The 19,160-nt window shown below is 61.9% G+C and carries 14 protein-coding genes; 10 read left to right on the forward strand and 4 right to left on the reverse strand.

Going from position 1 to position 19,160, the window contains the following annotated elements:
- The first annotated feature begins 4 nt into the window (after nt 1-4).
- The 4 genes from E0H22_RS15400 to E0H22_RS15415 all read left to right on the forward strand — a co-directional run bounded on the left by E0H22_RS15400 (nt 5) and on the right by E0H22_RS15415 (nt 3,090).
- The gene (locus E0H22_RS15400) at nt 5-580 is read left to right on the forward strand and encodes a TRAP transporter small permease (protein ID WP_430715154.1); all 576 of its coding nucleotides are present in this window, start codon (nt 5-7) and stop codon (nt 578-580) included.
- Entirely contained in the window at nt 577-1,857 is a 1,281-nt protein-coding gene (locus tag E0H22_RS15405; RefSeq protein WP_233021888.1) for a TRAP transporter large permease, read from the forward strand. The genes E0H22_RS15400 and E0H22_RS15405 overlap by 4 nt, the downstream gene beginning before the upstream one ends.
- 13 nt (nt 1,858-1,870) lie before the next feature.
- On the forward strand, nt 1,871-2,308 hold the full coding sequence (gene aroQ / locus E0H22_RS15410) for a type II 3-dehydroquinate dehydratase (RefSeq protein ID WP_233021889.1): 438 nt from the start codon (nt 1,871-1,873) through the stop codon (nt 2,306-2,308).
- Nucleotides 2,309-2,403: 95 nt separating this feature from the next.
- The gene (locus E0H22_RS15415; RefSeq protein ID WP_233021890.1) at nt 2,404-3,090 is read left to right on the forward strand and encodes a DJ-1/PfpI family protein; all 687 of its coding nucleotides are present in this window, start codon (nt 2,404-2,406) and stop codon (nt 3,088-3,090) included.
- Between the two features lie 124 nt (nt 3,091-3,214).
- Here E0H22_RS15415 and E0H22_RS15420 read toward each other — a convergent pair whose 3' ends face one another.
- Nucleotides 3,215-3,625 (reverse strand): NADH:ubiquinone oxidoreductase subunit NDUFA12, encoded by a 411-nt coding sequence (locus tag E0H22_RS15420; RefSeq protein WP_233021891.1) that lies wholly within the window; start codon nt 3,623-3,625, stop codon nt 3,215-3,217.
- Nucleotides 3,626-3,896: 271 nt separating this feature from the next.
- Between E0H22_RS15420 and E0H22_RS15425 the strand changes: the two genes are divergently transcribed.
- Together E0H22_RS15425 and E0H22_RS15430 are read left to right on the forward strand one after the other, a co-directional pair.
- Entirely contained in the window at nt 3,897-4,403 is a 507-nt protein-coding gene (locus tag E0H22_RS15425; protein ID WP_233021892.1) for a BA14K family protein, read from the forward strand.
- 179 nt (nt 4,404-4,582) lie between these two features.
- Nucleotides 4,583-5,773, forward strand: a complete 1,191-nt coding sequence (locus E0H22_RS15430; RefSeq protein ID WP_233021893.1) for a sensor histidine kinase — start codon at nt 4,583-4,585, stop codon at nt 5,771-5,773.
- Here the strand turns inward: E0H22_RS15430 and E0H22_RS15435 are convergent.
- Nucleotides 5,770-6,669, reverse strand: a complete 900-nt coding sequence (locus tag E0H22_RS15435) for a DMT family transporter (protein ID WP_233021894.1) — start codon at nt 6,667-6,669, stop codon at nt 5,770-5,772. The genes E0H22_RS15430 and E0H22_RS15435 overlap by 4 nt on opposite strands.
- Nucleotides 6,670-7,411: 742 nt before the next feature.
- Here E0H22_RS15435 and E0H22_RS15440 point away from each other — a divergent pair.
- Nucleotides 7,412-11,173 (forward strand): vitamin B12-dependent ribonucleotide reductase, encoded by a 3,762-nt coding sequence (locus E0H22_RS15440; protein WP_233021895.1) that lies wholly within the window; start codon nt 7,412-7,414, stop codon nt 11,171-11,173.
- A 180-nt stretch (nt 11,174-11,353) separates the two neighbouring features.
- Here E0H22_RS15440 and E0H22_RS15445 read toward each other — a convergent pair whose 3' ends face one another.
- Complete coding sequence (locus E0H22_RS15445) at nt 11,354-12,718, reverse strand: hypothetical protein (protein ID WP_233021896.1); 1,365 nt, start codon at nt 12,716-12,718, stop codon at nt 11,354-11,356.
- Between the two features lie 587 nt (nt 12,719-13,305).
- Here E0H22_RS15445 and E0H22_RS26055 point away from each other — a divergent pair.
- The 3 genes from E0H22_RS26055 to E0H22_RS15455 all read left to right on the forward strand — a co-directional run bounded on the left by E0H22_RS26055 (nt 13,306) and on the right by E0H22_RS15455 (nt 16,929).
- Entirely contained in the window at nt 13,306-13,428 is a 123-nt protein-coding gene (locus tag E0H22_RS26055) for a hypothetical protein (RefSeq protein ID WP_430715155.1), read from the forward strand.
- Between the two features lie 263 nt (nt 13,429-13,691).
- Entirely contained in the window at nt 13,692-15,008 is a 1,317-nt protein-coding gene (locus tag E0H22_RS15450) for an esterase/lipase family protein (protein ID WP_233021897.1), read from the forward strand.
- A 13-nt stretch (nt 15,009-15,021) separates the two neighbouring features.
- Complete coding sequence (locus E0H22_RS15455; RefSeq protein WP_233021898.1) at nt 15,022-16,929, forward strand: CHAT domain-containing protein; 1,908 nt, start codon at nt 15,022-15,024, stop codon at nt 16,927-16,929.
- Here E0H22_RS15455 and E0H22_RS15460 read toward each other — a convergent pair.
- A complete protein-coding gene (locus E0H22_RS15460) occupies nt 16,926-19,073 on the reverse strand; it encodes a S8 family peptidase (protein ID WP_233021899.1) in 2,148 nt (715 codons plus the stop codon). The genes E0H22_RS15455 and E0H22_RS15460 overlap by 4 nt on opposite strands.
- Nucleotides 19,074-19,160: the final 87 nt, after the last annotated feature.

The following is a 19,160-nucleotide window of genomic DNA, read 5'->3' on the forward strand; positions in this document are numbered from 1 at the left end:
GCCGATGTCAGCACGTCCTTCCTCCACCATCGGCGGCCTCGTCGATCTCTATTTCCGAGCGATCAAGGCGCTACTCGCATTGCTGATGGTTGCGATGGTGGCTCTGGTGTTCGGCAATGTCGTGATGCGCTACGTTTTCAATTCCGGTATCGCCATCTCGGAAGAGCTGTCGCGCTGGCTATTCGTCTGGATGGTATTTCTCGGTGCCATCATCGGACTGCGCGAACACGCCCATCTCGGTGTCGACAGCTTCGTAAAAATATTGCCGCCGGTGGGGCGCAAGATCTGCTACGCGCTCAGCCACGCGTTGATGCTCTACGCCTCGGTGCTGCTCGCCGAAGGCGCATGGAAGCAGACCGTGCTGAACTGGGACACCACCGCGCCGGCGTCCGGCCTGTCGGTCGGCCTGTTCTACGCGGCCGGGCTTGTTTTCGGCATCGCTGCGATCCCCATCCTGCTGCACGATCTCTATCGGCTGCTCAGCGGCCGGATATCGGCCCATGACCTGATCGCCGTCAGCGAGTCCGAAGAACTTGTCCAGGCGACACCTGCCCATGCCAACGGGAACGAGCGGCGATGACCATCGGCATCTTCACCTTCTCGCTGCTCGGCGCAATGGCGATCGGCATGCCGATCGCATTCGCCCTGATCATCTGCGGCGTGGCACTGATGACCTATCTCGGCATCTTCGACTCGCAGATTGTCGCGCAGAACGTTATCAACGGCGTCGACTCCTTCCCGTTGATGGCGGTGCCGTTCTTTATCCTCGCGGGCGAGATCATGAACACGGGCGGCCTCGCCCGCCGCATCCTCAATTTCGCGATCGCCCTTGTCGGGCATTTGCGCGGTGGCCTCGGCTATGTCGCCATCCTGACGTCCTGCATCCTCGCGTCGCTGTCAGGCTCTGCCGTCGCCGACGCCGCTGCCCTCGGCGCGCTACTGGTACCGATGATGGCGGCGGCTGGCCATAATCGCGCTTCGGCCGCAGGCCTGGTCGCGGCCGGCGGCATCATCGCGCCGGTGATCCCGCCCTCGATCGGCTTCGTGATCTTCGGCGTCGCCGCCGGGGTTTCAATCTCGAAGCTGTTTCTGGCTGGCATCGTGCCGGGCCTGATGCTCGGCGTCAGCCTGTGCTTTGCCTGGTGGTGGGTGGCGCGTAACGAGGACACCGTGAGCCCGCCCCGCCAGAGCATGGCGCAAATTCTGCGCGCCTTGATCGACGGATTCTGGGCGCTGATGCTGCCGATGATCATCATCGTCGGCCTCCGTTTTGGCATCTTCACGCCGACCGAGGCCGCCGTCGTGGTCGCGGTCTATTCCTACATCGTCGCCACCTTCATCTATCGCGAACTGACGCTACCGCAGCTCGTGCAGATCCTGGCAAGCTCCGCGCAGATTACTGCCGTGGTGATGTTTCTGGTCGCGGCGGCGCTGGTATCGTCCTGGCTGATCACCGTTGCAGACATCTCGGGTCAGATCGTCGAACTGGCCCGGCCCTTTATGGGCAACCAGACGCTGCTGATGATCGTGCTGATGATCATCGTGGTGATCGTCGGCACCGCCCTCGACATGACACCAACCATCCTGATCCTGACGCCGGTGCTCATGCCCATCGTCAAGGCCGCCGGAATCGACCCCGTTTATTTCGGCGTGCTGTTCATCATCAACAACGCCATCGGCCTGATCACACCGCCGGTCGGCGTGGTGCTCAACGTGGTCTGCGGCGTGGCGAAAGTAAGCATGGACGACCTCATGCGCGGCGTCTGGCCGTTTTTGATCGCGCAGCTCGTCGTGCTCGGTTTGCTGACGCTTTTCCCTGCGCTCGTGCTGGTGCCGGCAAAGTGGCTCGGCGGCTAGAAGGAATTTGAAGATGAAACGCGTGATGATCCTGAACGGTCCCAATCTCAATCTGCTCGGGGTGCGCGAGCCGCATATCTACGGAACCACGACCCTCGACCAGATCAGAGCGAATTGCGAGCAACAGGCGAAGGCGCTCGGTCTCGCGCTGTCATTCCATCAATCCAATCATGAAGGCGTGCTCGTCGACCTCGTGCAGTCAGCACGACAGGATGCGGATGCGATCATCATCAATCCGGCCGGCTATTCGTTCACATCGATCGCAATCCTCGATGCGCTGAAAGCATTTGAAGGACCCATTGTGGAGCTGCATATTTCCAACATCCACGCGCGCGACAAATATCACCGCCATTCGGTGCTGTCGCAAGCCGCCACCGCGGTGATTTGCGGCCTCGGCCCTTACGGCTATGTGGCGGCATTGATGGCGGTGGCGCAAATGCCGGACCGCTGATCGCAGATCCGTCGCGCAACGACTAGCCCGAGCCGGACATCCATGGCAGGTTGCCGTGTGCATGCGCCACGCCAGGCGCCAGCCCGGAGATTGCCATGCCCGCCCCTATTCGGATCGGCTTCGTGCTGTTCCCCAACGTCACCCAGCTCGATTTCACCGGCCCACTGCAGGTGCTGTCGCGCGCGCCGGGCGCCGAAGTGCATCTGTTGTGGAAGCGTATCGAACCGCTCACCAGCGATACGGTGCTGACGTTTCTGCCGACCACATCCTTTGCCGACTGCCCGCAACTCGACGTGATTTGCGTCCCCGGCGGCGCCGGTGCCGACGACGCGATGCTTGACGAGGAAGTCCTCGCCTTCCTGCACAAGCAGTCCGAAGGCGCCCGCTACGTCACCTCGGTCTGCACGGGCGCGCTGGTACTGGGCGCGGCAGGCCTGTTGAAGGGCTACCGCGCGGCGACGCACTGGTCGGCGCGGCCGTTCCTGCCTCAGTTCGGCGCAATCCTCGATACGTCGCGCGTCTGCGTCGATCGCAACCGTGTCACCGGGGGTGGCGTCACCGCCGGCATCGACTTTGCGCTGACACTTGTCTCGATCATGGTCGACCGGCGAACTGCCGAGATGATCCAGCTCGGTATCGAATACAACCCATCGCCGCCCTTCGACGCCGGCTCGCCCGAAACAGCTCCGGCTGACGTGGTGGCTGCCCTGACCGAGCGCGCGGGCGGCTGGAAGCAACGCGAGGCGAAGGCGAAACGTGCCGCAGAGCGGCTGGGCTCTTAAGGCATGATCCCAAAAGGGATACCGGATTTAGGTCAGAATCATACTCCGGCACCCGCATGAGCTGCACCAACGAAAAAGCCGCACATGTCGCCATGCGCGGCTTTTCCAAATTCGAAGCTCGCGTTTACGAGCCTGGCGTCCAGGCCTCATAATCACCGGTCGCTTTGGGACGACGACCCGAAGCCAGCGTCGACCCCGACGGGCGATACGCTGCCGGGGTCCCGGTCAGGTTCGGCTGATGCGGCTTCTGCCATTCACGGGGCGTGTAGGAGGTCTCACTCGGCACCACATCGGTGGTGTGGTGAATCCAGCCGTGCCAGCCGGTCGGAATGCGGCTCGCTTCGGCATAGCCGTTATAGATCACCCAGCGTCGCTCGAAGCCGAGGGTTGGATCGATCTTGCCGCCCTTGGTGCGGTAATAGCGGTTGCCCTGCTCATCCGTGCCGACCAGTTCGCCGAATCGACTGGTCCACAGATCGGTCCCGAAGGTCGATCCGCTCCACCAGGTAAAGAATTTCAGCAGAAACTGTTTCATCTTTTGAGCCGTTCCAAGGAAATCGTCGGGCCGTTGATGCCATCCGGCCGGTCAAATGTCCAGTTGCCGGCCGGCGCGGAGCCGCTTGCAACTGTTCGTGAGAACGCTTCCCGCATTCCCGGGGCAATGCCATCTAAGTCGCAGGCCGTGCACGGTTTTGTTCATGCCTTGTACATCGGAAATAGTGCGAGATGACATACAGATATGCGGTGAAATGACGGAACATGGCCCCGACGAGACCGTTGGGAACATATCCAGATAGGAGACGACGATGACCGGTTTGAAGATTTTGAGCGTTGCTGCACTCGCGGCGGTAGCGATCCCCAGCATGGCGACGCCGAGCTTCGCCATTGAGAAGCGTGTCGTTGTCGGGGGCCCCGGCGGCGGTGTCGCAGTCGGAGGGGGTGGGCCGCGCTTCGGCGGCGGTGGCGGTGGTTGGCATGGCGGCGGCCCTCGCTTTGGCGGCGGAGGCTGGCACGGTGGCGGGTGGCGCGGTGGTGGCTGGCGCGGCGGCGGGTTCGGTCCGGGCTTCGCGGCCGGCGCGATCATCGGCAGCGGCATCGCAGCCAACAGCTACTATGGCGGCTATGGTTATTATGGCGGTGGTCCCTATTACGGCAGCAGCTACGGTTACTATGACGACGCGCCCGATGTCGTAGAGGTCGCGCCCGCGACCAGCGGCGCGGACGTGGATTACTGCATCCGCACCTACAAGTCGTACAATGTGCGGACCGGCACGTATCTCGGCTATGACGGCCAGCGCCACGCCTGTCCGTAAACGCCTGTGCAATATTGATCGAGGGCGGCGCCTAGCGTCGCCCTTTGTCGTTTCCGGTTGCGCCGATTGGCACAACATCTAAGACTGGCCCGCGAGCGCGTGGAAACTCCGGTGGAACTCACGCGCATCTAATCGCGATCCGCCGATCGCCCTCGTTCAGAGCCGGTATGAGTAGTTCCGTGGCGTCAGACAAGCCGAAGGTCGCAGCACTGCATCCGAACGAGACCGAACGGCTGAAGGCGCTGCGGTCTTACGGAATCCTCGATACAGGCACCGAGCCCTCTTTCGACGACATCACCAAGATCGCGAGCTATGTCTGCCAAACGCCGATCTCGATCATCAGCCTGGTCGATGACGGCCGGCAATGGTTCAAGTCCGAGATCGGACTCGGCGTGCGCCAGACGCCGATGGAGCAGTCGATCTGCGCGCATGCGATTCTCGAACACAGTTTTCTCGAAGTCGAGGATGTTACCAAGGACGCCCGTTTCAACTGCAATCCGCTGGTGACCGGCGAACCGCATGTGCGTTTCTATGCCGGCGCATTGCTGCGCACACCGGATGGTCTTCCGCTTGGCACGGTCTGCGTGCTCGATGACAAGCCACGCGTCCTCTCGGCGGAACAGCGTGAAGTGCTCGCCGCCCTCGCCCGCCAGGTCATGGCGCAGATGGAATTTCGCCGCGCTCTGGTGCTCGCCGACCGACTCCAGCGCAATATCAGCCGCCTGATGGCAGTGGCCGGTCATGACCTCAAGCAACCGCTGCAGGTGATGGTGATGGCGATCGACCGCATCCGCAACAAGCTGACCGACGAAAAGGATCGCGAGCGGTTGAACTACGCGATCGATGCCGGCATGCGGATGGCGGAAGAACTCGACCGCCTCGCCGAAACCTCGGTGCTGGGCGCCGGCCTCGGTGCCCCGAGCCTACATGCGTTTCCGCTTCAGGATGTCCTTGACTCCATTCTCGTCAACTGGCGCCTGCACGCGGAAGCGAAGGGACTCGAGCTCACGGTGTTGCCGAGCAAGGCCCAGATCGTCAGCGATTCCGGCATGCTGCGGGCGATCCTTGGCAATCTCGTCGGCAATGCGATCAAATATACCGATCGCGGCCGTGTGCTTGTCGGCTGCCGCAAGCGTGACAACGCCGTGAGCATCGAGGTGCTGGACACGGGGACCGGCATTCCGAGCGAACAGCTCTCATCGATCTTCGAAGCTTTCCATCAGATCAATCCCGACAGCGAAGGCCTTGGTCTCGGCCTGTCCATCGTGCGCCGAACCGCCGAGGCTCTGGGTCACGAGATCGCCCTGAAGTCGGACCTCGCCCGTGGCTCGCATTTCACAGTCAAGGTGCCGCTGGCGGCGCATACCTAGCTCTTCGTCGCCAGCGCCACGCCAGCGAGCGTGAAACCGAGGGCGGCGATCTGCACGATGCCGAGCGGCTCGTGCAGCATGAAGGACGATCCCACGACGCCGATCACCGGCACCGCCATGGTGCCGATCGCCGCGACCGAAGCCGGCAGCAACGTCAGCGCTGCGAACCAGCAGACATAAGCGAGGCAGAAGCCGATCAGCCCGACATAGGCGAAGGTGAGCCATCCAAGGTAAGTTATCGGCTGCGGATGCGGCGTCTCGAACACGAGGCCGATCAGCAGTACAGGAAAGCTGCCAAGCACAATCTGCCAGCCAGCCGACGCGAGCAGCGGCATCCGCAGCGGATATTTCTTGCCCAGCACGGTGCCGCCGGCGAAGCCGAAAGCGCCGGTGACGGCCATGACCAGGCCGAGCAGCTTCTCCTGGGTGACGTGGACGCCGTCGCCAGCCATCAGCGCCGCGATGCCGGCAAAGGCCATCAGCATCGCGATGACGCGCCGGAGCGACAGATGCTCGCCGAGGATCTGCCATGCCAGCACAGCGGCCCAGATCGGCATCGTATAGGCGATGACGGCCGCCTCCCCTGCGGGCAGCCACACCAGCGCCAGGCTCATCAGCGCCATCCAGCCGAACACGTTGAGCAGCGCCAGCACCATCAGCCGCCCCCGCTGTCCCGACGGCACGCGCAGACTCTCGCCGCGCGCCAGCGCGAGGGCGCCCAGCACCAGACCGCCGATCACGCCGGCCGCGCCGCGGCCGGTCAGCGGCGGCCATTCCGTGAGCATCAGCTTGGTCATCGGCCAGTTGAAGCCCCAGCCGATCGAGGTGACGACGAGAAACAGGAGGCCAAGCGATGCGATTCGCGGGCGCGAATCTGTGGGGGATGGAACGGACATGAAGGGGCATTTCCGGCAGGAGATTCGGCGTCACCATGCGCGCATTCGGGTGTTCCGACCACCGCCAGTCGTGGGAACCGCCTACCCGGCTGCCGCAAGCCTGTGGGTCATCGCAACGCAATGTCGAAATGCAATGCTCAGGCCGCCTGTGAACAGCGGGTACGGAGCGCTTCGCCGACACATTACAAAAAATTTTCAGCTTTGGATTCCGTGAGGACTCACCGATAGTTGGCTTCATTCAGGGCGTGGCCGAGCCCCCTGGTTATCCACCCTTTCCACCATATTTAGTATTTGATTCAGGAACCGTCACTAATCCTTGACGTGAGAGATCGGTTTGGCCTAATTTTCGGACTGTCCGGTGCGAGCAGTTACTCGTCCCGCCGGGCGCTCCCAAAACGGTTCCGACCGGTCACTTCGTCCCTCCAAGGAGGTTACGGGGATCGGGGACCTGTGCCCTGAAAACCAGAGCTTCGGAGCAGCAAAAAGAGCCGGGAAAACCGGTTCAAACCACGCGTTGAGGCGTTAGGATCAGGCAGCGACGCTTGGTCCGGAAAGCATGACCCCGGCAGTTCCGGGCGGCCGCAAATGGCCCCGCCATGCTCCAGAACAGAGACAAAAGGACCGGTTTCACCGGGACATCCTGCGGCAATTTCGAGGCAGCCTTGCGGCAACCTTGAGACCGCAAACAGAAATCCCCGACCCACAAGATGTGGTGTCGGACGCAAGACGGGGCACGACGACGATGCAGATTCAACGCCGCTACACCACCGAAGGACAGTCGCCCTATGCCGGGATCGACTTCCGCCTCACCACTTCCGAAATCCGCAACCCGGATGGCTCGGTCGTGTTCAAGGCCGACAATGTCGAAGTCCCCGAGTCGTGGTCGCAGGTCGCGTCCGACGTGCTCGCGCAAAAATACTTCCGCAAGGCCGGCGTCGCTGCGCGCCTGAAGAAGGTCGAGGAAGAGACCGTGCCGTCGTGGCTGTGGCGCTCGGTGCCGGACACCGATGCCCTCAATGCCCTGCCCGAGAACGAGCGCTTCATCGGCGAGCTCTCGGCCAAGCAGGTGTTCGACCGCCTCGCCGGCTGCTGGACCTATTGGGGCTGGAAGGGCGGCTACTTCACCTCGGAAGCCGACGCCCACGCCTTCCATGACGAGCTGCGCTACATGCTCGCCAAGCAGATGGTCGCGCCGAACTCGCCCCAGTGGTTCAATACCGGCCTGCACTGGGCTTACGGCGTCGATGGTCCCGGCCAGGGCCACTATTACGTCGACTGGAAGACCGGCAAACTCACCAAGTCCAAATCGTCCTACGAACATCCGCAGCCGCATGCCTGCTTCATCCAGGGCGTCGAGGACGATCTGGTCAACGAAGGCGGCATCATGGACCTGTGGGTGCGTGAAGCCCGCCTGTTCAAATACGGCTCGGGCACCGGCTCCAATTTCTCGCGCCTGCGCGGCGAAGGTGAAAAGCTCTCGGGTGGCGGGCGTTCGTCCGGCCTCATGAGCTTCCTGAAGATCGGCGATCGCGCGGCCGGCGCCATCAAGTCGGGCGGCACCACGCGCCGCGCCGCCAAGATGGTGGTGGTCGATGCCGACCATCCGGATATCGAGACCTATATCGACTGGAAGGTGAAGGAAGAGCAGAAGGTCGCCGCCCTCGTCACCGGTTCGAAGATGAACCAGAAGCACCTCAAGGCCATCATGAAGGCCGCGGTGAACTGCGAAGGTTCGAACGACGACTGCTTCGATCCCGAGAAGAACCCGGCGCTGCGCCGCGAGATCAAGCTCGCGCGCCGCGCGCTGGTGTCCGACAACATGATCAAGCGGGTGATCCAGTTCGCCAAGCAGGGCTACAAGGACATCCAGTTCGACGTCTATGACACCGACTGGGATAGCGAAGCCTATCTCACCGTCGCCGGCCAGAACTCCAACAACTCGGTCTCGCTGAAGGATGACTTCCTGCGCGCCGTCGAGAGCGACGGCACCTGGGATCTCATTGGCCGCACCAACGGCAAGGTCACCAAGACTCTCAAGGCCCGCGACCTCTGGGAGAAGATCGGTTACGCCGCCTGGGCGTCGGCCGATCCCGGCCTGCACTTCAACACCACCATGAACGACTGGCACACCTGCAAGTCGTCCGGCGATATCCGCGCGTCCAATCCGTGCTCGGAATACATGTTCCTGGACGACACGGCGTGCAATCTCGCCTCGGCCAACCTGCTCACCTTCTACGATGTCGCCTCCAAGCGCTTCGACATCGAGGCCTATGAGCATCTGTGCCGCCTGTGGACCGTGGTGCTCGAAATCTCGGTGATGATGGCCCAGTTCCCCTCGAAGCCGATCGCGGAGCTGTCCTACGAATTCCGCACCCTCGGCCTCGGCTATGCGAACATCGGCGGCCTCTTGATGACCATGGGCCTGCCCTATGACTCGAAGGAAGGCCGCGCACTGTGCGGCGCCCTCACCGCGGTCATGACCGGCGTGGCTTACGCGACCTCGGCCGAAATGGCCGGCGAGCTCGGCCCGTTCCCGGGCTACAAGAAGAACGCCGCCCATATGCTGCGCGTGATCCGCAACCATCGCCGCGCCGCCCACGGCGACACCCACGGCTATGAGAAGCTCGCCGTCAATCCGGTGGCGCTCGACCATGCCTCCTGCCCGCAGGCAGACATCGTCACCCGCGCCAAGCTGGCCTGGGACCGCGCCCTCGAACTCGGCGAAACCAACGGCTATCGCAACGCCCAGACCACCGTGGTCGCCCCCACCGGCACCATCGGTCTCGTCATGGATTGCGACACCACCGGCATCGAGCCCGACTTCGCGCTGGTGAAGTTCAAGAAGCTCGCCGGCGGCGGCTACTGGAAGATCATCAACCGCGCCGTTCCGGCCGCGCTGCGCGTGCTCGGCTATCGCGAAAGCGAGATCGCCGAGATCGAGGCCTATGCCGTCGGTCACGGTTCGCTGTCCAATGCACCGGGCATCAACGCCTCGACGCTGAAGGCCAAGGGTTTTACCGACGAAGCGCTCGCCAAGGTCGAAAAGGCCCTGCCGACCGCCTTCGACATCAAGTTCGCCTTCAACAAGTGGACCTTTGGCGAGGACTTCCTCCGCGACACGCTGAAGATCGAGGCCGAAGCCATCGCGGCTCCGGGCTTCGACCTGCTCGCCGCCCTCGGCTTCACCAAGCGCGAGATCGAAGCCGCCAACGTGCACATCTGCGGCGCGATGACGGTGGAAGGTGCCCCGCATCTGAAGGCCGAGCACTATGCCGTGTTCGATTGCGCCAATCCCTGCGGCAAGATCGGCAAGCGCTATCTCTCGGTGGAGAGCCACATCCGCATGATGGCGGCCTCGCAGCCCTTCATCTCGGGTGCGATCTCAAAAACCATCAACATGCCGAACGACGCCACGGTGGAGGACTGCAAGTCCGCTTACCTCTTGTCGTGGAAGCTGGCGCTGAAGGCCAACGCGCTCTATCGCGATGGCTCGAAGCTCTCGCAGCCGCTCAACTCGCAGCTCATCAGCGATGAGGACGAGGACGAGGATGCCATCGAGACCCTGATGGAGAAGCCGATGGCGGCCCGCACCGCCGCGATCTCCGAGAAGGTGGTGGAGCGTCTGGTCGAGCGCATCGTCGTCATGCGCGAGCGTGAAAAGATGCCGGATCGCCGCAAGGGCTACACCCAGAAGGCCGTGGTCGGTGGCCACAAGGTGTACCTGCGCACCGGCGAATATGATGACGGCCGCCTCGGCGAAATCTTCATCGACATGCACAAGGAAGGCGCGGCGCTCCGCTCCTTCATCAACAACTTCGCCATCGCCGTTTCGCTCGGTCTGCAATACGGCGTGCCGCTGGAAGAATATGTCGACGCCTTCACCTTCACCCGCTTCGAACCCGCGGGCCCGGTGCAGGGCAATGACAGCATCAAGTTCGCGACCTCGATCCTCGACTACGTGTTCCGCGAACTCGCGGTCAGCTACATGTCGCGCTTCGACCTCGGCCATGTCGACCTCTCCGAGACCGGCTTCGATGCGCTGGGCAAGGGCGAGGAAGAAGGCAAGGCGCCCGATGAAGCGAGCAAATATGTCTCGCGCGGCCTCACCCGCTCGCGCACCGACAATCTCGTCGTCATGCGCGGCGGCGCCACCGCCGTGTCGTCGAGCAACGACAGCGCCCCCTCCGGCGGCAGCCGCGTCACCGCTTTCGCCGGTGGCCGCACCGGCGATAATGTCGACGGCGCCGTGGCGCTGAAGACGGCGGAGCCGACGGTTGCCCTGTCACCGACCGAGAAGCTCGAGGCGCAGGCTTTTAAAAATGAGTCCTGGAGCAAGCCCGGCACGGCAGCAGCGACCGCTCCGACCAAGGCGGAGCGCCGCGCCGAAGCCAAGGCCAAGGGCTATGAAGGCGACATGTGCGGTGAGTGCAGCAACTTCACGCTGGTGCGGAATGGCACCTGTATGAAGTGCGATACGTGCGGCAGCACGACGGGTTGCAGTTAAATAGCCAACGCAGCTTTGGATGTTAGGCTAAGTTGTCCATCCAGAGGCTCTGCATGTCCATTTTGGCCAGACTAGTTTGTCCACTGGATGCATCAGAGCCCGTCAATCGAAGCAGAAAATGCAAAAAGCCCCGCCAATTGCGGGGCTTTTCTTTGTTCGATTGCGCAGCTTCACGACCGACTAACTGCGTGTGGCCGCGCGGTTGGCCGTGCTCGCCACGGTCTGCTTGCGAATAGGCTTGGCCAAGATCTGACGAGCGGAGAACTCGTCGGTGTATTGATGCCACCTACAGTTCAAACAGCCACCGTCGATCTCGCGAAACTTCATCCAAGCCAAAAAGCCTCCCTCCAGCGTGAATTTTCCCCGGACCTTACTGCGCCCAAAAGTTTGCCGGCACGCTTCACAACCGAGAAATCCGGTTGGGGCCCGGATTATGGGACTTTCCTCGTTCAGTAGAGCGCGGCCGGTTTCCCCAGTCCGTGGGCTGAAAATTTTCTGAAAGAACGTTTCGAAGCCAGTTCCGTGCTGACGCCTCTCGAGCGTTTTGAGCTCCGAATGGATGTGGTCCAAGTGCATCGTGGCGAACGCTGCACGTTGATCAAAATTGCTGCAAAACTCGGATTCCCAGTCGCGAAGTGCCCTGCAAAGAGGTCCGAACGCCCGTTTTACGCCGGCGCCGATGCTCAATTGCCAAGTCTGGAGGGCCATCAGACCTTCCTCCGAAGACCCACTTTTCTGGATCTCTAAAAATCTGGCTTTCGCGTCCTGGGCCCGTCTGGTGGACTGTTGGTCCCCTCGTGCGCTCACAGCCAGAGCAGCAGCATCGGCAAGTTCGTTGAACACCGGCTTTGCGGCGATGAGCAGGACTTGCTTACCGAGAGCAGCCCTGACGGCATCGCGCGATGCGATATCCAATCGACTGTCCAAGCATACGGAGAAAAGGGCTCGCTTTTCACGGGGCTTCAGTCGACCAAGCCAACCTTCGATGACCTTCGGCAGCACACTGGGGATGACATCGATGATGATTAGCTGGGATAGATCAACGAAAACCGCTCGGTCGCGACCATCCACTTTGATGACGTGGATCCCGAGGCCGCCGGACGGCCCGAAGATCCGGCGCGATCCACCTCGAAGAGGGTATTTTTGGACTGTCGCGCGTGCGACCGTTTTGTCGTCGACACCGTACCTGCCCGCCACAGCAGAGTACGTGTCCCTTCCAGCCTCGAACGCCAGAGCGTCAGCGAACTCGGCGGTCATGCGGCGGTTCTTGGAAAGGCCCGGTATAGGCTGAAAAAAGGTTTTCTCACACTTTCTGCATCGATATCGCAGACGTAGCACGCGAATGACAAACCGCTCTTCCTCCGCGTCATCCAAGTATTCCGATGTCTTTCGTCCATGGACGCCGAGACCGCGGGTCTTGCCGCACTTCAGGCAGCGTTTGGGCTCAATCTTGTACCTTGCATTGATGATCCGACGACGTCGTCGCCCTTCGGTAAAACCACCGTCGATCTTTTCCCAATCCTGATCGTCCAACAGTCTCAGCATTTGCCCACCCGTTCGACGGGGAAAATCAGGCATCCGGCTTAACGTGTGGCTACCGCGCTGGTGTGCCCGACGAGGATCCTGCTCAGCGTCGTTAACAAAGCTCCAAACGCGGGACGAACGCCGCTGCCGAGGTTCTAACCTCAATTACTGGGCTTCGGCATATCGTGTGGAGCGCCGAACACCGCTGTGTCACCGCGTAATAGCTCGCAAAAGTCATAATTTTCGAGGCTCCTGCTCCGCCTTGGAGCCCGTTTCGAGCCCCGATTTTGCGCGTTCGGCACAAAGTGTGGTCGTCCGGACTCCGTCGTCAGGATCTTGAGAACTACGGTCATGAACGCTTGAAATGCGCGGTAAACCGCACAGTATTGAGCAAAAATCGACTACACTTAGTTATATGGAACCCGCGCGCGCTCCTGCGGAAATGCTAGACGCCTTGCGCCAAGTGGAGTCACCGCATGGCTTACGAAGTTGAGTTTCACCCCGTGGGCTCCGGGGCCAACAGCGGTGACGCCATCAGCATGCGCTACTGAGCCGGTACCGAGTGGCGCGTCACCGTGGTAGACGGCGGCTACCAAGACACTGGCCAGATGATCGTCGAGCACATTCGACGCCAGTACGGCACGAACGCCGTCGAACGCGTCGTCAGCACACACCCTGACAACGATCATATCAGTGGGCTCAGGGCGGTCATCTCTCAGTTGGCCAAGTAGACCGTTTGGACAAAGCACGTGGGTGGATCTGTTGGACAGCGACGCGCTGCGCGACGCCGGTTCTCCTCCCCAGCGACTAACGGCCTCGAATCCGAAATTGGGACCACTCGCGGAAGTATGCATCGTAAGTTTCCGAAAGCTGGGGTAATGATCTGCCCAGGCGAATCCGCGGACACGGGGATCGTGCTGTCGAGGAAACCGGAGGGAAGATGGCGCGAAAGCTCGCTGACATCGTTGTCGTGGTTCCAGGTCTGATCGGATCGGTGCTGTCGAAGGACGGAAAAGCGCTATGGGACATGGCGCCCGGTGCCATCTATCGGCTGATGCGCGGCGGCGCGTTGCGTGAGATCACGCTGACGGGCCCGGACGACGAGACCGACGACATCGGCGACGGCATCGAGGCAACGGCCCTCATCGACAACGTCGAAATGATCCCCGGCTTCTGGAAGCAAGGCGGCTATTCGATCCTCAGCCGGAAGCTGATCGAGGGCATGGGGCTCACGCGCGGCGAAAACTACTTCGAATTTCCGTACGACTGGCGTCGCAGCAACCGCGTTTCCGCGCGTAAGCTGGCAGCCTCCGTGCAGGCCTGGCTCGCTGCCTGGAAGGAGAAGAGCGGCAACAGCGAAGCCAAGGTGGTTTTCGTCGTGCATTCCATGGGTGGCCTCGTCGCCAGGCACTACATCGAATGCCTGGGCGGCTGGTCGACCACGCGCACTTTGATCAGCTTTGGTACGCCTTATAGGGGTTCGGGCAACGCTCTCGGCTTCCTCTGCAACGGCTTCGCGTGGAAGATCGGTCCACTGCAGGCATTCGATGGGACCGAGGCACTTCGTTCGTTCGACTCGGTCTACCAGTTGCTGCCGGTATACCCATTCGTGGATGCGGGCGACGCGGAGATGAACAGGGTATCGGAACTGGATCTGCCCAACCTCGACCGGCAGCGCGCGTTGCGAGCTCGCGCGTTTCACGACGAGATCCTCCAAGCACAGGAGATCAACGCGAAAGCGGACGGATATGCGCCGTATGCCAGGCCCATCGTCGGCATCGAGCAGCCCACGTTCCAATCAGCGACATTTCATGATGGCGCGCTATCACTCCTGACCAGCTACAAAGGCCAGGATGACAAGGGAGACGCGACGGTTCCCAGGGTCTCGGCGATTCCTATCGAAGTCGGCCAGGAAGCCGCGGTCTACATCGCCAACACGCATTCCGCGCTTCAGAGCGACGACACCTCTGACGCTCAGATACGCGGAATTCTGACGGAGCCGGCGATCGACCTACGGAAATTCCGCGCAGGTCCCGGTCAGCTAGGTCGTGTTGGATTGCATGTCGATGACGCCTATGCCGCCGGGAGACCGTTCACGATCGGCGCAACGTCCACCCAATACGTACAGCGGATCAAGGCGTCGATCGTTCGGCTCGACTCTCCGGGCGAGAATATCGGGATTTCGCTATGGCCATCGGAGGGCATGTATAAAAAGGACGTCACCCTGCCCTCCGGACTCTATCGCGTCGAAACCCAGCACGAAGATCTAAGTCCGGCGAGCGACATTTTCCTCGTCGTGGACGAGCATTAGGGAGCAACATAGGATGGAAGGTCACGCCCCTTGGGAGGTGCTGTTCGTCCGCGACGGTTCGCGCGAGCTGAAGACGAACCTCGACGAAGAGGAGGTGCACACTCTTGCCCGATTAACGCAACTAGACGAGCTTGTCTGGTGGCGCGTGTTTCAAGATATCATGTCTTCACCCCCTTACATTTTCGCCCTGAGGATCACGTTATTCCGGAACGAGATGACGATCGCGGGCAACGTATCCAACAGAGGTGACAGGGATCATCTCATCAACTTATTCCACCGAGCCCTCCGGTCGAGCGGACCTGCTCCCGTGAAACTCACCGACCACATTCAGGTCACCGCTCCCTTCCGACCTGCACATAGAAGCGATCTCGAGCAATACGTTGCCAGAAGCGATAGCAGCTCTCTCGCGATGGATAGCGCCCTCGAAACCTCGCCTCCCGCAAGCGTGGATGTAGATCGCTATCCCAGCATCACAGCGGAGAAGCCGCCGGTTGTAGGAGAGATCTTTCGCTTTCAGGTGGCGTTGGACGCCGAGCCGACGGATGCCTCCGCGGAGCCCGTTTCGTTCAAGAAGGTCCCGGGCGATTGGCGCGTCCTGAGGGTCGCAGTCGAAGTCCACTCGTCGCGCCTCCGGTTCAAGGACGGTGACAACCGGAAGACCATCAACGTCGTCCGGCAAGGCAGGACGCTCCCGGTCAGTTTTTCGGCAACCGTGCTCGATGACGGTGGCGCTGGATCTCCCTTGGAGATCGTGGCGATCTTCACGTACGAATACCGTTTCAGCGGCATGATCCGCCAGACCTTCGAGGTGGAGCGATCCACTGGATCCCCCGGCAGCACCTTCGCCACGGCTGTGAACATGCACTCGGCTTCGGTTGCCGACCTGACGATCAAGATCTTTCGCTCGGACACATTGGGCAACTACATCTGGAGCTTCGACGCCCCGCGCGGGCGCAACCTGGGATCGCCCGAACGCTCCGAATTCGTAAATCTCGGAACGTCCACTGGCGATTACGCGATGGGATTGCTGCGCGAGTGTCCGGGCTTCGCCGCGGGCCAGCACGCCGGCAAACTGCGGGGCATTGGCGAAGAAATCTGGAAAATCAGTCCGCCGTCCTTCAAGTTACTTTATCGGGACATGCATCGCGAGTTCGGGCCGTCGTTTCCCATTCAAATCATCACGGACGAACCCCACATCGCTTGGGAGATGATGCACCCGGACAACGACGCTGGCGTCAATGGTCCCGACCATCTTTTCATGACCCATCCGATCGCTCGATGGTTGGTCCATCTTCAAGGGCGGATTTCATCGAAATTCACGCCAGGCTCCATCGCGAGCTTTGTTCCAAACTACAAGGACGAGGAAAGCCTCGCCATGGCGTTGGAGGAAGGACAATGGCTCGCGGACAATCTTGGCGCCGTCGCGCAGGAGGCCACCTACAAAGGTTTCACTGACTTCTGGGGCAGCGCGATGCCCCGCGAACCCGTGGCAGTCCTGCACTTCGCGGGCCACGGCGACACCGATGCCGCCGGTATTGCGAAAATCAAGCTTGTCGACGGCTGGGTCAGTTGCAATGACGTGCACGGCGGCGTGAGGCTCGGCCGAGAACATGGGACGTTCGTCGTACTCAACGCCTGCAAGGTCGGAGCCTCCGAGTATCGGCTTGGTCTCTCCTCAGGATGGGCTGCGAGCCTGACCGGTCAAGGTTTCCGAGGCGTACTTGCGCCGCTCTGGGCCGTGCAGGACAAATGCGCCTCGGTAATCGTTCGCGACTATCTTACCAGCTTCATGCAAGGCGTCCCGCTCGGGGAAGCAATGCAAACCGCGCGCGCCGCAAGTCGCCACCTATCCTCGACACCCTACGCGTACGTGGTCCATGGCGACGTGATGGCGCGAATAGAGCCAGAGACATCGGCTTAGGTCGGTACGACTCCGGCGAAGAGTTCGGCCGGAATCTTGGGCAGGACTTCGGCGAACAGATCACCGCCGGCGTCGGCCGGCGTTCGGATGGACACGATCAGCGAGTAGTTGATCTTCCGTTCATAACGGTCCTGCCCCGGCATATCGCCCCACCAACCGCGCACCGGCACGACGGATATCCCGTCGCGATCGGCGAGTTGATAAGCCATTCCACGCCAGATGTCCTGGACGAGCGTCCCGCGCGAGCGGGACGGCAAAACCCAGCCCTCGCCGCTTCCCGCGCTCTCGGTCATGTCGCCGCCAGCAAGCTGATTGTTGCGCAGTTGAGCCCGATCATCGCTCTCGCCGGATCGCTTCACATCGAATTTGAGCCGATGCGACGGATATCTATCGCTTGCGCGATTCCTCGCTGCAGCATGGGGATCCGGTTCGACGAAGTAGGACAGCGTGCAGCGCATCTCGACCGGCGCCTGGTTGAGCTCCCTCAGCACCTCCTCCGGCCAGGGAAGCTTGAAATACTTCATCTCCTTGAGCCGGATGCCCTGCAGCTTGCCGCCCTTGAACGGCCTCTCATACGGCTGCATGTCGTCTTCGACGATGAGCGTCAGCGCGTTCGCCGCGCTTTCGAAGAGACGCTCCTCGTTGGGCACGCCCCAGCCGTAGCGGCCGAGCAACAGATCCATGACGTCCTGATTGGAATAGCCCGCGTCCCGATCACGCTCCGCCTGCGCGAGCATGGCAGGCGTCCAGTCCGCCGAATGGGCCAAGAGGCCCCTGATCGTCTCCATTCGATAGAGCGGGTATCGCGCCGCAAGCCGGGCGGCGAGCCCGGCCGCCATAGCAGTCGCCGTGCTCGTTTCTCCGGAGATCGTCAAAGGCGAAATCGGAGCCTGATGCGACGTCGTCACGACCATGTGCGCCGGCGACGGCCTGCTGAACACACCGTCGGGCTCCACCAGGAAGTTTCCTCCCTCCATGACGATGTCGGGCTTGATCGGATGCGGCCTGGACCAACGCCTGGCGGTGCGGGAAGTCGGCATCAGATCGCCGACGGGAGCAACCATGACATCGCTGGAGCCCGGATCCTTGAGGCTTACGGCGCCGACCGAAAGCGCATTGACCGCCTGGGCGGGTGCCTGGATCGCATGGTTCTCGTTGCGGTCTTCATACTCCGCGATCTGGTAGGGCTCTTCCAGAGAATGAGGTGCGTTGCCGACAGCAGCGCAGAACAGGCGGGTGTTGTCTCCATCGCCATAGGCGAGTTGGTCGAGCACCGCCGACGTGCTGGTGGGACGCCCGTTCTCCTCTTCGCCCTGCGCGGTCTGCGCCAGGCAGAAGACGCGCCGGTGCGGCTCGCGCTCCACCAATGCGACCGCGCTCATCAGCGCGTCGCGTGCCGGCACGTCCCCCGTGGGTGTCGGGGCGGCCACGACCACGGACTCCAATGCAGTCGAGAGCGCGATCAGCGATGAAGCCGTTAGCCCTTCGAGATCGCCGAACTGCGCGACGCCGGCCATCCTGGTGCCGTGGCCCGAGCGATCGTTCGTGCCCCACGACTCGACGACAGTGAAGCAGCGGCTTTGAGGTAGCGATGAAGAGAGCAGATCGTGGCTACGGTTGACGCCAGTATCCAGCAGAGTGATCCGAGGCGCGTCAGCCGGCGGTCCCAAAATCCGCGATGCGACCTTCTCCATCACCGACGCTCTGCGCTCCGGCTCCATGTCGTAAAAGTCGGACACGAAGGTCGACGCGCTTCTCAGTTCGACGACGGAGGCGCTGGATCGCACAAGGGCTTCCAGTTGCTGCGGCGTCGCGGACACGTTTCGAACGACCGTTTCGATGAAAGCCGTCGGCTTCCCCAGCGGCTTGATGCCGAGCTTGTCGATGGCCTTCAAGAAGGAGTTCTCGAAGCCCGGCAGGGTCCATACCTCCCACGCGGTTTCGGTCCTCTTCTTCGGAAACCGCTCGATCTGATCCGTCCAGAAGTCCCTCAGGGTCGCACTGCGGATGGCCGCTCCGCTTTCGAAAAGCCAGAAATTCCTCGGCCGCCCCTTTTCGTCCTCCTCCTCGTCGTCGATGTCGTCGTTGTCGATGGCCTCCGACAGGTCACGCCACTCGGCATATTCGTCGAGGTTCTTGCGCAACGTCTCCAGGCTCTTCTTGGCGATGAAGAAGGTCGCCTGGTCGGGGGCGTCGGGCGCATCCTCATCGTCGCTCGCACGGCGAACGGA

The organism is Rhodopseudomonas boonkerdii, assembly GCF_021184025.1.
Classification (GTDB): domain Bacteria; phylum Pseudomonadota; class Alphaproteobacteria; order Rhizobiales; family Xanthobacteraceae; genus Tardiphaga; species Tardiphaga boonkerdii.

Coding starts and splice junctions, on each gene's coding strand:
- E0H22_RS15420 (WP_233021891.1), bottom strand. CDS start 3,625: ATGAAACAGTTTCTGCTGAAATTCTTTACCTGGTGGAGCGGATCGACC.
- E0H22_RS15445 (WP_233021896.1), bottom strand. CDS start 12,718: ATGCTGAGACTGTTGGACGATCAGGATTGGGAAAAGATCGACGGTGGT.
- E0H22_RS26055 (WP_430715155.1), top strand. CDS start 13,306: ATGATCGTCGAGCACATTCGACGCCAGTACGGCACGAACGCCGTCGAA.
- aroQ (WP_233021889.1), top strand. CDS start 1,871: ATGAAACGCGTGATGATCCTGAACGGTCCCAATCTCAATCTGCTCGGG.
- E0H22_RS15425 (WP_233021892.1), top strand. CDS start 3,897: ATGACCGGTTTGAAGATTTTGAGCGTTGCTGCACTCGCGGCGGTAGCG.
- E0H22_RS15455 (WP_233021898.1), top strand. CDS start 15,022: ATGGAAGGTCACGCCCCTTGGGAGGTGCTGTTCGTCCGCGACGGTTCG.
- E0H22_RS15415 (WP_233021890.1), top strand. CDS start 2,404: ATGCCCGCCCCTATTCGGATCGGCTTCGTGCTGTTCCCCAACGTCACC.
- E0H22_RS15400 (WP_430715154.1), top strand. CDS start 5: ATGTCAGCACGTCCTTCCTCCACCATCGGCGGCCTCGTCGATCTCTAT.
- E0H22_RS15405 (WP_233021888.1), top strand. CDS start 577: ATGACCATCGGCATCTTCACCTTCTCGCTGCTCGGCGCAATGGCGATC.
- E0H22_RS15435 (WP_233021894.1), bottom strand. CDS start 6,669: ATGTCCGTTCCATCCCCCACAGATTCGCGCCCGCGAATCGCATCGCTT.
- E0H22_RS15440 (WP_233021895.1), top strand. CDS start 7,412: ATGCAGATTCAACGCCGCTACACCACCGAAGGACAGTCGCCCTATGCC.